This window comes from Pseudomonas sp. F1_0610, assembly GCF_047470865.1.
GTDB lineage: Bacteria > Pseudomonadota > Gammaproteobacteria > Pseudomonadales > Pseudomonadaceae > JAZDRH01.
This window is the reverse complement of sequence record NZ_JAZDRH010000003.1, coordinates 162473-175360: the sequence shown is the minus strand read 5'-3', so window position 1 is coordinate 175360 and position 12888 is coordinate 162473. Positions and strand designations below refer to the sequence as shown.

At 43.2% G+C, this 12888-nt stretch carries 12 protein-coding genes; 4 read left to right on the top strand and 8 right to left on the bottom strand.

The window, feature by feature from the left end:
• Positions 1–7 precede the first annotated feature (7 nt).
• Positions 8–487 (top strand): GNAT family N-acetyltransferase, encoded by a 480-nt coding sequence (locus tag VQ643_RS03195; protein ID WP_414197825.1) that lies wholly within the window; start codon positions 8–10, stop codon positions 485–487.
• A 19-nt stretch (positions 488–506) separates the two neighbouring features.
• Here the strand turns inward: VQ643_RS03195 and VQ643_RS03190 are convergent, their stop codons facing one another.
• The 8 genes from VQ643_RS03190 to glyQ all read right to left on the bottom strand — a co-directional run bounded on the left by VQ643_RS03190 (position 507) and on the right by glyQ (position 9006).
• Positions 507–1634, bottom strand: a complete 1128-nt coding sequence (locus VQ643_RS03190) for an ABC transporter permease (RefSeq protein ID WP_414197824.1) — start codon at positions 1632–1634, stop codon at positions 507–509.
• Complete coding sequence (locus VQ643_RS03185) at positions 1631–2779, bottom strand: ABC transporter permease (protein ID WP_414197823.1); 1149 nt, start codon at positions 2777–2779, stop codon at positions 1631–1633. The genes VQ643_RS03190 and VQ643_RS03185 overlap by 4 nt, the downstream gene beginning before the upstream one ends.
• Positions 2767–3738, bottom strand: coding sequence for an HlyD family secretion protein (locus tag VQ643_RS03180; RefSeq protein WP_414197822.1), 972 nt, complete (start codon positions 3736–3738; stop codon positions 2767–2769). The genes VQ643_RS03185 and VQ643_RS03180 overlap by 13 nt, the downstream gene beginning before the upstream one ends.
• 84 nt (positions 3739–3822) lie before the next feature.
• Positions 3823–4296, bottom strand: a complete 474-nt coding sequence (locus VQ643_RS03175) for a flavodoxin family protein (protein ID WP_414197821.1) — start codon at positions 4294–4296, stop codon at positions 3823–3825.
• 279 nt (positions 4297–4575) lie between these two features.
• Positions 4576–5397: a lysophospholipid acyltransferase family protein gene (locus VQ643_RS03170; RefSeq protein WP_414197820.1), complete on the bottom strand. Its 822-nt coding sequence runs from the start codon at positions 5395–5397 to the stop codon at positions 4576–4578.
• Between the two features lie 9 nt (positions 5398–5406).
• Entirely contained in the window at positions 5407–5937 is a 531-nt protein-coding gene (gene gmhB, locus VQ643_RS03165; protein ID WP_414197819.1) for a D-glycero-beta-D-manno-heptose 1,7-bisphosphate 7-phosphatase, read from the bottom strand.
• A gap of 67 nt (positions 5938–6004) precedes the next feature.
• Positions 6005–8062, bottom strand: a complete 2058-nt coding sequence (gene glyS / locus VQ643_RS03160) for a glycine--tRNA ligase subunit beta (RefSeq protein ID WP_414197818.1) — start codon at positions 8060–8062, stop codon at positions 6005–6007.
• Positions 8059–9006 carry a glycine--tRNA ligase subunit alpha gene (gene glyQ, locus VQ643_RS03155; protein WP_414197817.1) on the bottom strand — a complete coding sequence of 316 codons (948 nt, stop codon included), beginning with the start codon at positions 9004–9006 and terminating at the stop codon, positions 8059–8061. Before glyQ ends, glyS begins: the two co-directional genes overlap by 4 nt.
• Before the next feature lie 254 nt (positions 9007–9260).
• On the opposite strand from glyQ, the gene VQ643_RS03150 reads away from it, so the two are divergent.
• Genes VQ643_RS03150 through VQ643_RS03140 form a run of 3 tightly spaced genes read left to right on the top strand, consistent with a single transcriptional unit; the run spans position 9261 to position 12852 of the window.
• The gene (locus VQ643_RS03150) at positions 9261–10676 is read left to right on the top strand and encodes a coniferyl aldehyde dehydrogenase (protein ID WP_414197816.1); all 1416 of its coding nucleotides are present in this window, start codon (positions 9261–9263) and stop codon (positions 10674–10676) included.
• Between the two features lie 27 nt (positions 10677–10703).
• Positions 10704–11255: a twin-arginine translocation pathway signal protein gene (locus VQ643_RS03145; RefSeq protein ID WP_414197815.1), complete on the top strand. Its 552-nt coding sequence runs from the start codon at positions 10704–10706 to the stop codon at positions 11253–11255.
• Positions 11256–11259: 4 nt separating this feature from the next.
• Positions 11260–12852 carry a GMC family oxidoreductase N-terminal domain-containing protein gene (locus VQ643_RS03140; RefSeq protein WP_414197814.1) on the top strand — a complete coding sequence of 531 codons (1593 nt, stop codon included), beginning with the start codon at positions 11260–11262 and terminating at the stop codon, positions 12850–12852.
• Positions 12853–12888: the final 36 nt, after the last annotated feature.

The following is a 12888-nucleotide window of genomic DNA, read 5'->3' as shown; positions in this document are numbered from 1 at the left end:
ACCACTTATGTTAACAACGCAACGCTGCGCTATGGCACCACTACAGGAAGCAGACAAACTACAAATACAGCGCCTCTATTTAGATACCCAGGTACGTCGCTATCTTGGCGGCGCTATTAGTATCAGTCTTTATGAAGATAAATTTGCAGCCATGTTAGCTGATACTACAGGGCACTATCTAGTTATCCGTGAACAAAAGACCTCTCATGTAGTGGGTTTAATTAGCTTAACATCTACTGATCAAGATCCTACTGTAGGTGAGCTATCCTATCTACTAATGCCCAGCTATTGGCGGCAAGGTTATGCATTTGAGAGCCTAAGTGCAGTAGTGCAAAGTAGTTATATAACTAACTACCGTCAACTGGTCGCTGAAACACAGGTGTTAAATCAGGCATCTAACCAACTATTAATGCGTTTAGGTTTTCATTTAGAAAAACAAATAACGCGCTTTTCAGCCATACAAAATTATTATTATTTGAATGTCTAAAACAGTCATCTGATTAGCTTTAAGTCATTAAGCGTCGTGCACGGTAATAGACTTTAAAACGTGCAATCACAAACGCCAGCGCTAAATAAAATAAAGCTAGCACTAAGAGCATCACCACGTCATAGCCAATGTCATAGATGCTAATGCCCATTTGATTTACCCCTGCAATCATTTTCGTCGCCCAAGTAGATGGTAATAACTGCGAGATAAAGCGTACCCAATCAGGCATCGACTGTAACGGCCAAATAGTGCCTGATAGATAAAATACTGGGGTTGTTACCAATGACAAAGTTAAGTACATGTACTCAATTTTAACTAAGCACTCACTGAGAAACTTACCTAAGGCAAGCACTGCGACTAAGAAAGGTAAGGTCAGCACGAGTATTTCCCAAATGGGTGCGGTTTGTCGATAACTCAGTACCCAAGGCCACAAAACAAATAATACGATAGAAAGAAACATCCAAATGGGAAGCAGTGCACTTACACTACCGAGATACACTTTAAAAGAGGGCCGTCCTGTTGGTAGATTATGCAAGGTAATACGCACACGAATACTGGCAATTAATAACGTATGTTGCACTAACATGACTAATAACCCAGGAAACACAATAGCTGCAAAGTTAATGCCTGGATTAAACAAGTCCACTAACTGTCCTTGCATTGGACTAGCTACAACTTGCGCCTGTTCAGCACTCCAACCTGCACCTTGCAAGCGCTCTACATTAAATTGATTAATCAGCTGGGCATAGGTTTGCATAATATCTAGCTGAATCTGCCCACTTGATAAGCGACTTGTCGCATCGCCATAAATAGGAATAGTCATTGCCTCGCCACGTAAAGCGTAGTCATATAAATTCTTAGGTAAAATGACAATGGCAAAGATTTTCCGCGCGGCTAAATCGCTCTTGGCTTCATTTAAACTACTATAGGAGTGCATAGCTATTTTTGGCGTAGCATCTAGGCTGCGCACGAGTTCACGGCTAAAGCGTGTATGATCTTGATCTACCACGGCTACAGGTAAATCCCACACACCTTGCTTGATAAAAACCGTACTAGTAATTAGTAAGCTGACTAATAGCATTAACCATAAAGGGCGATCCAGCAACATCAATAGTACGCGTTTAAAGGCACTCCAGAACTCACTCATAACACACCTTCTAGGTGATAACGCTTGAGTAGTCGTTTACGGACAAGAAACCACGTAACCGTTGGATAAATCATTAATACTGCACAAACCGCTGCAATGCTACTGCCGGTAACATTGCGCAAGAAAATATCAAACATGGCGTTAAGTGCATGGGTTAATGGTTGCAATTCAGCAATCATGCGGGCGAACAATGGCATAGACAACTCTGGTACTGTCATGCCTGAAAATGACATGGCAATACTAACGCAAATACCTACTAAGCTATAAGCTGTAATATTGTTGGGAGTAAAGGTAAATAACAGCACGCCAATACATTGAGCTGCTATCACATAAAAGAAACTAACAGGCAGCATATATAAGGGATTACCTGCTACTTTGGCATCAAATACAAAGACCATAATGGCAATTTGTGCCAGCAATAATGTGCTAAAAACAAACGTATAGGGTGCTAGTTTACCAATCACTGCAACACCAAAAGGGCGTGCGCGCAATAAACTTTTACGCTTGTCTAATACGTAAATCATACAGGTCACAACAAACAGCTGAAGCAAGTGAATAATGGCTGTAAATTGCTGATAATAAATAAAATTTCCACCAGCATTAAATAAGCTATCGTAATTGACTGTAATTTTTGCTAGAGGCGGCATAGGACTTTCACTTTGTAGCATAGGCACTAACAGCGCTCGATATTGCGCATTCAACTGGGTTATTAGTGTTTGAAAGTCTTGTGTCGAATATAGACCAGCACCATAAAACAGTGCGTTATAATACATTTGAACCGATGGACGCTTGCCAGCTAAGACATCTTGCTGAAATCGATGGGGGATATATAAGACGGCGTAGTCTTCTGCACTACGCAAACGTTTCAAGCTAATTTCAAGATCAGCATAAGGCACTATCTGCGCATGCGAACCTGCTTCTAAATCACGAATAAGCTGCCTAGAAAGCTCAGACTTATCAGCATCAACCACGGCAACAGGTAAATCCAGCATGGTGCCTTCAGAGAAATTGGCACCAATAATAACAAATAGAATCAGCGGAAAAATCCAGCATAACCAGTGAATGGCTGGATCTTTAAATGCTTCTTGCGCTTCTAATGTACAGGAGCGATCAAAACAGCGCCAAATGGCTTTTAATCTTCCCATGGCCACAGTGCGCTCATACCAGGACGTAGACCTTCTACTGGCTGTAAGGGGTACAAATGGACTTCAAAAGTTTTTAAGTCAAAATCACCTGTAGCACGGGTTGCTCGTTTGGTTGCAAAAGCGCCCAGTGGAGCAATATAACGTACCTGAGCCTCTATCTGTTGATCTTTTAACGCAGGCACTCTAATGCTCACAGTATCACCTTTACGCACCCCAACTAAAATGTCTTCACGCAGATTAAACACAAAATAAGCTTGATCTAAGCGTATGATGCTCAATAGTGGAGTACCTGCATTCATCAACATGCCTTCCTCTGCAGGTAGCGCACTGATTTCTCCAGTAATAGGTGCTTTTAGCAGCAGATCGTTGGTTTGTTCTGCAAACTCCTCTACTGCTTGTTCTGCTTGACGAAAGGCCGCTTCATAGGCGCGACGCTGTTCTTCACGATCACCCGTATTTGCCATATCCACATTGGCTTGCGCTGCTTTCACTTGCTGTAACGCTGTGTCACGCGCTTTACGCGCCGAGTCTAAAGCCGATTTGGATAAATAGCCCTGAGCACTTAAGGTGCTAATACGCTTAAATTCATTTTCAGCATCTTGCAACACAGCCTGAGCTTGTGCTAACTGCGCTTGCACGCTGCGTATTGTTTCTTCACGCGTACCTTTAATAGACTCATCTAAAACAGCTTTTGCTTTATCACGTGCAGCCTCGCGCGCCGCCATTTGTGCTAGCAATTCTGGGCTGTCAAAGGTGATTAATAACTGCCCCTGTTGCACATCATCTCCACGCTGAACATGGCCTTGCATCACACGGCCTTTGGCTTTGGAGGTTACTATCACTTCAGGTGCGTCCACTTCACCTTGTAATAAAATTTTATGGCTATTGGCGCGAAAGAGAATGGCTAAGGAAATTGCCATAATGATAATAAGCACAGTAATCCATACTCGTTTACTCATGCCATTCCTCTTGTTAAGTGATTAAAAAATTTAGAGTAGTGTAAAAAAATAATGATTAGCAAGCTAACTGTTTTTCAAAATTTATCAAAAAATTCCGGCTTCTAATCCTGCTGCCATTAAACAACCGAGTTCCTCTGCTTGGTCTAAAAATGCATCTTTCCATTCACCACGGCACACTAGTATTGGCTGAGTTAACGACCAACGCAGCCCAGTTAATATACTTTCAAGGGCTCGCTGGGTGCCTGTACCATCATGCCCTGCTCGAATTAAAACTGCGCAAGGTAAGCCTTGCTTGTTTTCTAGCACAGGATAATAAATGCGATCAAAAAAATCCTTAAGCGCCCCACTCATGTAACCTAAGTTTTCTGGCGTTGCTAAGATAATACCATCAGCCTGCATCACATCCTCGGCGGTGGCTTGCAGTGGCGATTTACAGACTACATGAAGATTAATAATTGCTGGGTCACAAGCACCTGTGTGTAAAGCATGCAACAGACGTTGTGTATTATTTGAGGGAGCATGCATCACAATTAATAGCTGTTTTTTTATAGTTTGCATTCTATGTATGCCCTAGTTATAAAGTGATAACCATACAATATCTAACACTACTAGTATGCAACTAGACAAATAACCGCTATTTTGCGCACGCTTATCTACTGTGAACTTGGCCAAAACAGCACTGGCGAAACTTAGCGCAGACAATAACTACTACCAAAATAGCGACCTCTATTTTGGTAGTGATAGAAAATAAGAAGTATCTAAATAATCAGCTACACAACTCGTTGCGCGATTATACGGCTATAAGCTGTTGCTAAAAACCTCGCTCATTAGCCCTGTTTAGCCTGAAATATTAGTTTGTGCCTCAGTAGCGATAACCTGTGCTTCTGTTCTCAGTACCAGGCCAAGCGAACGCGCTACTTCTTCGTCAAGATCACCCATATCATATTGGGCTTGAGCAATCCACATAAAGGCGCGCTGTGTCAGCTCAGCAGAGGCTTCTGAACCTTCGCCTTGTGGATACATTAAAGGGCCAATACGCACATCAATAGTGCCCGATTTTTTCCCCCAACCATGACGCGGCCAAAAACGACCAGCGTTATGTGCAATTGGCAATACAGGTAATCCTGCGTTAACTGCCAGTGAAGCGCCACCTCGCGAAAATTTACCAATTTGCCCTGGTAATACACGTGTGCCTTCTGGGAAAATTAACACCCAGTTATTATCTGCAAGGCGTTCAGCGCCCAGTTTTGCTACTTGCTTTAAAGCTTGCTTTGGGCTTGAACGATCAATTGCAATTGGTTTAAGTACACTCAACGCCCAGCCTGCAAAGGGGATATAGGTGAGTTCTTTTTTCAGTACTTGGCTAACAGGTGCAAACAGATAGCAAAAATTAAAAGTTTCCCATGTGCTTTGGTGTTTTGCCAACACCACACAGCGCTCATCAGGGATATTTTCACGCCCTGTGACTGTATATTTTATACCAAGAATCACTTTGCATAACCACATTACCGCAGCGCACCACCAGGTGCAAATAAGACGGTAACGTTGCTCGAAAGTTAACAGGGGGGAAATCAGAATGCACAGTGGAAACCACAGCACCGCACTTAGCGCAAATAATATATAAAATAATATAACGCGTAACCCTCGGATTACCGACATACTTCCTTCCTAGCTTAAAAGTTGATCAGCAACTTCTGCTAAATCAGTAAAAATCAATGTGCCTTCTGGCAGAGGTTTTGCCGCTGTCTTTTGCCCTTTGCCAGTGCGTACTAAGACTGGCTGAGCATTGACGGCTAGCGCTGCCTCTAGGTCACGCAGGCTATCCCCAACAAACCAGACTCCTTCTAGCTCAGCAGCATAATGTTGGGCTATTTGCTGTAATAATCCTGGTAATGGTTTACGGCATTTACAGCCTGCTTCTGGTCCATGAGGACAATATACAACTAAGCCTAGCTCGCCGCCTTGTTGTGCTACTAATTGATGCATATGTTCATGCATTTGTACAAGTGTTTGTTCTGAGTAATAACCACGCGCCAATCCTGATTGATTAGTCGCTACAGCAACCGTCCATCCTGCTTGGCTAAGCCGTGCAATGGCTGCAATACTGCCATCTATAGGGATCCATTCATCCAATGATTTTACATAATCATCAGAATCTTGGTTAATCACACCGTCTCGGTCAAGAATCAGTAACTTCATAAGCATCCTAAGACAGAAAAACCGCAGCTAAGTATACTTAGTCTGCGGCTTATCGATCTATTATCTATTAATCCAGCAACGAAATATCAGCAACAGCAAGGAATAATGCACGCAAGTGCGCTAACAACGCATGACGGTTTGCGCGTACATCTGGCTCTTCCACATTAACTAATACCGCATCAAAGAAATTATCTACAGGCTCTTTTAAGCTGGCTAAACGTTCTAATACGGCGGTGTAGTCATGAGCTTCACGCAGTGGCTGTGTTGCTTGCTCCGCTTGCTGAATAGCCGAGTTAAGACGAAACTCTGCTGGGTTATCAAAGTAACGTGCTTCAATCTTCAGATGATTAGCATCGCTGTCTGACTTGCCTAACAAATTAGTTACACGCTTATTAGCAGCAGCCAATGCAGCAGCTTCGGGTAGCTGACGGAAAGCCTGCACTGCTTTGACGCGTTGGTCAAAATCCAGTGGTGATTTTGGCGATAGTGCACGTACGGCTTGATACACGCTAATATCAACGCCTTCATCTTCATAACGTGCGCGCAAGCGGTCATAAATAAACTCATGTACTTGCTCTGCTAAGCCTTCTGCTTTGACCTTATCACCATAAAGTGATACAGCACAAGCCACTGCCAAGTGTAAATCTAGCTCGTAATTTTTTTCCATTAGAATACGCAGTACGCCTAAAGCAGCACGACGCAAAGCATAAGGATCCTTGCTACCTGTTGGCAGCATGCCAATACCAAAAATACCAACTAAAGTATCTAACTTATCTGCAATGGCAACCGCTGCACCTGTAGCTGTGCTAGGTAACTCAGCGCCAGCACCACGGGGCATATATTGTTCATTGAGTGCCACGGCAACATCACCAGGTTCATTAGCTGCTTTAGCATAGTAATAGCCTGCAACACCCTGCATTTCAGGGAACTCACTGACCATTTCAGTCGCTAAATCACACTTAGATAACAAACCAGCACGCGCCGCTTGTTGTGTATCACTGCCAATTTTTTCCGCAATAAAGGCCGCTAATTTAGATACGCGCTCTGCTTTGTCATACACAGTGCCCAATTGGGCTTGGAAGACTACATTTTTCAAACGCTCATTAAAGCTATCTAATGGTTGTTTTTGGTCTTGAAGAAAGAAGAATTCCGCATCTGTTAAACGTGGGCGTACTACTTTTTCATTGCCTAAAATAATCTGAGTAGGATCTGTACTTTCAATATTCGCTACAGTAATAAAACGCGGTAGTAATTTGCCATGCTCATCTAACAAGCAAAAGTATTTTTGATTGTCTTGCATAGTGATGATGAGCGCTTCTTGTGGTACAGCTAAGAAACGCTCCTCAAATGAACATACCAGCGGAACTGGCCACTCCACTAAAGCAGTGACTTCTTCCAGCAATGAAGCAGGTGCAATGGCTGTACCATTTTGCTCTTTTGCTAAACGCTCTACACCTTGGGCAATTAAGGCTCGACGCTCATCAAAATCAACTATGACATGGGCTGCTTTTAAAATACGTGCGTAGTCTTTAGGTGCTGTGATTTCTACATCATAGTTATAGTGGAAACGATGCCCGCGACTGGTACGTCCTGCCTTTTGCGTTAAGATTTCGCAGTCGACAATATCATTACCAAGCAACATAACTAGCCATTGTGTTGGACGTACAAACTCTTCACGGCGTGCACCCCAGCGCATACGTTTTGGAACAGGTAGGCCCATTAAAGCATTGTTGACAATGCTAGGTAATAACTCAGTCGCAGGTTGACCCTTAACTTGTTGTACGTAACGCAGTTTTGGACCTGACTTATCAATCTCACTGAGCTCAACGCCACATTTACGGGCAAAGCCTAATGCGGCTTGAGTTGGTTGACCCTGCTCATCGTATGCCATATTAACTGGCGGACCATCCATAACAGTATCACGATCTGCTTGATGCGTTTCTAGTTGCTCAACCAGTACAGCTAAACGACGTGGTGCTGCATAAAAACGCGCACTGCTATAGGCTAAGCCTGCTTCTTTAAGGCCCTTACTAACGCCTTCTAAAAAAGCTTTACCTAAATTTTTAAGGGCTTTTGGTGGCAGTTCTTCCGTACCCAATTCCACGAGAAAGTCTTGAGCACTCATTCTGCTGCCTCCAGTTTAGCTAATACTTCATCACGCAAAGCGGCATCTGCCATAGGAAAACCTAACTTAGCTCGCGCTTGTAAATAACTTTGTGCGACTGAACGTGCCAAAGCACGCACGCGCAAGATATAACGTTGCCGCTCGGTTACTGAGATAGCACGACGAGCGTCAAGTAAATTAAAGGTATGAGAAGCTTTTAAGACCATTTCATAAGTCGGCAAAGGCAGTTCTAGCGCAATCAAACGATTGGCTTCACTTTCGTAGAAATCAAACAATTCAAACAGCTTTTCAACATTGGCATGTTCAAAGTTATAGGTAGACTGCTCTACTTCATTTTGATGAAACACATCGCCATAGGTTACTTTGCCAAAAGGGCCATCGGTCCACACTAAGTCATAAACAGAATCAACACCTTGCAAATACATAGCAAGACGCTCTAAACCATAGGTAATTTCACCTGTTACAGGGTAGCACTCAACACCACCGACTTGCTGGAAGTAAGTAAACTGGGTTACTTCCATACCATTAAGCCATACTTCCCAGCCTAAACCCCAAGCACCTAGTGTGGGTGATTCCCAGTTATCCTCCACAAAACGCACGTCATGCACATTGGTATCAATGCCAATACGACGTAAAGACTCTAAATATAAATCTTGGATATTGTCTGGATTAGGCTTGAGTACTACTTGAAACTGGTAGTAATGCTGCAAACGGTTTGGGTTTTCTCCATAGCGACCATCGGTAGGACGACGTGAAGGCTGCACATAAGCAGCATTCCACTTTTCTGGCCCTATAGCACGTAAAAATGTTGCAGTATGGAAGGTGCCTGCACCCACTTCCATATCGTAAGGTTGCAATACAATACAACCCTGCTCAGCCCAGAAGCTCTGCAAGGCGAGAATCAAATCCTGAAAAGTGCGCATGGCAGGTGTTGTCTGGCTCACAAAAATTACCCGTTAGTAAAAGCTTACATAAAGCTCAGTAGTATACCTAAGCCTGAGCATTGACGCAGCGTAGGATTAAAAATTCAAATAAATTTGTTAATAAGTGCGATTTTAGACCGCTATCTAAACTCAAGATCAGCGCTAAAATTCTATTATTTAGTCTTAAATGATAGCAAAACGCCATTGTTGGTTTGCCATACTGCTATTTTTACTCTACAACAATTCAATAAGGGGACTAATAAGAGCATAGAACAATGACCTACGCGACTCATTCTTGCACAACATCTTTGATTGTGCCTTTTAACCAGCTACAAGACGGCTTTCAGCAAGAACGCATGCCAACACTAAAACTGCGCCAGTTTTGGTTAGATAACCTACGCAAACTGCTTATAGATAATCAAGATGCCATTATTACAGCTATTAATGATGACTTTGGTAATAGATCAGCTGATGAAACCCTATTAGCAGAGTTAATGCCCTCTGTGCAAAACATACATTACTGTAAAAAAAATCTAAAACGCTGGATGAAACCACAAAAGCGTAATGTAGGTTTAGCTTTTCAACCTGCCAAAGCCAAAGTAATGTATCAACCTTTAGGGGTTGTTGGCATTATAGTGCCGTGGAACTACCCCTTATTTTTAGCCATTGGCCCCTTAGCTTGCGCATTAGCTGCGGGTAATCGTGTGATGCTCAAAATGAGCGAATACACACCCAGCTTTTCAGGCTTATTCAAAACCCTTATTGAACAATATTTCCCAGCCGATTTAATACGCGTAGAAACAGGTGATGCCAACTTAGCGGCTGAGTTTTCCACCCTACCCTTTGCCCATCTTCTATTTACCGGATCAACCGCTGTTGGCCACCATGTCATGCGCGCTGCCGCAGAGAATTTAACACCTGTTACCTTAGAGCTAGGTGGCAAGTCACCTGTCATTATTGGACATGACATGCCCATGCCGGAAATAATGCAACGCTTGCTATTTGGTAAAACCATGAACGCTGGGCAAACCTGTGTTGCACCTGACTATGTGTTAGTGCCTAGCTCGCGCGTAGAAGAGTTTATTACGCAAGCCAAAATTACCTTTTCAAGCTTATTTCCATCTGTTACTGATAACCCTGACTACACTAGTATTATTAATGACCGCCATTTGGCACGCTTACACGATTATCTAGATGATGCTACCAGCAAAGGCGCAGTAGTTATTCCGCTAGGTCAAAATGAAAAAGAAGACAGGCGCCTACCACTTCATCTAATTTTACAAGTCACTGATGACATGCGTGTTATGCAAGATGAGATTTTTGGCCCTCTCTTGCCTATTCTCCCCTACAACAGTCTGGAGCAAGCACTTAACTATATTCAAGAGCGCCCAAAACCCTTAGCGCTCTATTACTTTGGCTATCAAAAAACACAGCAAGACTATGTGCTCAAACAAACACTTGCAGGCGGTGTTTGTATTAATGACACCTTATCCCATGTAGCGCAGGAGGATCTTCCCTTTGGCGGCGTAGGAGGCTCTGGCATGGGGCACTACCATGGGCATGAGGGATTTTTAACCTTTAGCAAAGCTAAACCTATCTTTAGCAAAAAGCGTTTTAATGGCGCCAAAATCATCTACCCACCCTATGGAGGACTCATTTTAAAAATGCTATACCGCCTATTTATTCGTTAACTACAAAGCACTGAGGTAATAATTACAATGACATCCTCTACATTATCTACCCCTAACCGCCGTGGCTTTTTAAAACTAAGTTTAACTGTTGCAGCTATTGGCGGCGCTGGCATTGGAAGTTGGGTTCTCTACGAGTGGCCTGCAAGCGAATTAATGACTGGTTTTAAAATATTACGCAAGGCTGACTTACCCTTTTTACAAGCCATTACTCCTGTTTTATTAGCAGGCTCTTTTGGCGCTCAGAAGCTCATTACAAAAGAGCAAGTACAGGATTTTTTACAAGATTTAGACTATAAGCTAACTAACTTATCTCCAAACAAACAAGGCTTATTATTTCAACTCTTAGATGCCATGGCAGTCACTGTTGCCCGTACAGCTGTGACTGGCATGTGGCGCTCATGGAACGCTGCTTCTGAGGAAGATTTAATAATAGCCTTGTCCCGTTTAGAACATCACCCAGTCCCTCTACTACGTATGGGGCACAGTTCAATGTGTCAGTTATTTGCGCTTACACGCTACTCCAGCCCTAGCTCATGGGCTCATTGCGGCTATCCAGGACCTCCAAAATTACAAGGATAATAAAATGGCTATTAGGGATATATTTCAAGAAGGTGTTGATCAGGGGTGGAATGTCAAAGCAGGCGCTGAAATCGCTGAAAATAGCACCATAGAAACAGATATTGTCATTGTAGGTAGTGGTGCTGGCGGCGCAACTACTGCTGAAATTCTGGCGCAAGCAGGCTTTCAAGTGATACTAATAGAAGAAGGTCCTTTACGCACTAGTAAAGACTTTAAAATGCTTGAACATACAGCTTATACAGAATTGTACCAAGAAGGCTTAGGAAGAACCTCTACCGATGGCGCTATCAGTATTTTGCAAGGCCGTGCAGTAGGGGGCTCAACCTTAATTAACTGGACATCTAGTTTTCGCACACCTGAGCCTACACTCCAACACTGGGCACAAGAATGGCAAGTTAAAGGGCTTTCTAGCCAAGAGCTGCAACCTTGGTTTGAAAACCGTGAGCAACGCTTAAACATTGCCCCATCACCCTTTCCACCTAACCCGAACAATGAAGTATTAAGCAAAGGCTGTGCTGCCAAAGGCTGGCATTGGCAACATATTGCGCGCAATGTAAAAGGCTGTGGCAATTTAGGTTATTGTGGTATGGGTTGCCCGCTTAACGCTAAGCAATCCATGCTAGTTACAACAATTCCTAGCTTGTTACAGAAAAATGGCCAGCTTATTTATAGTACCTGCGCTTTTAAACTAGAATGGAAAAACCAGCGGGTACAGAGACTCGAATGCCGTGCAATAGATGCTGTAGGGAATAAGCCAAGTCAACAGAAATTCTATATTAAAGCTAAACACTTTGTTCTAGCTGGTGGTGCTATTAATACGCCTGGTATTTTATTACGTTCTAAAGCGCCCGACCCGAAAAAACTGTGTGGAAAACGCACATTCTTGCACCTGGTTAATTTTTCATGGGCCCAGTTTAAACACGATATCCTACCTTTTTATGGTGCTCCTCAAACGACGTATACTGATCAATTTCAGTGGAGTGATGGCGTCACGGGGCAGATGTCCTATAAGTTAGAAGTTCCACCCATGCAGCCTTCATTTGCTGCCTCACTACTCACTGGCTTTGGTGAGCAACAGGCTGCTCTTATGCGAGACTTGCCACGTAGTAATACCATGCTGTCGTTATTACGTGATGGTTTTCACCCGCAAAGCACTGGAGGTACTGTCAGCCTACTCAGTGATGGCATGCCTAGCGTTGATTATCCTCTTAATGACTATATTTGGAATGGTTTACGCCGTGCTTTTATTAGCATGGCACAGATCCAGCTAGCTGCTGGAGCCAACTTTGTTCTACCACTACATGCTGATGCGCATAAAGTCACTACTGAAAAAGCGGCTATTGATATGATTTCTAATCTAGACATGCGCCGCTTCCGTGTACGCTTAGGCAGTGCTCATGTTATGGGCGGCTGTAGCATGAGTGAAGATACAAATAAAGGTTTAATTAATAGCACTGGGCAGCATCATTACCTTGAAAACCTCTCCATTCACGATGGCTCCATCTTTCCCACAAGTATTGGCGCCAACCCTCAACTTAGCATTTACACTATTAGTGCAAAGTTAAGTGCCGAGCTTGCAACACGCTTAAATAGTTAAAACCACGTCATATCTTCTTATTATTTTGCTAAAGAT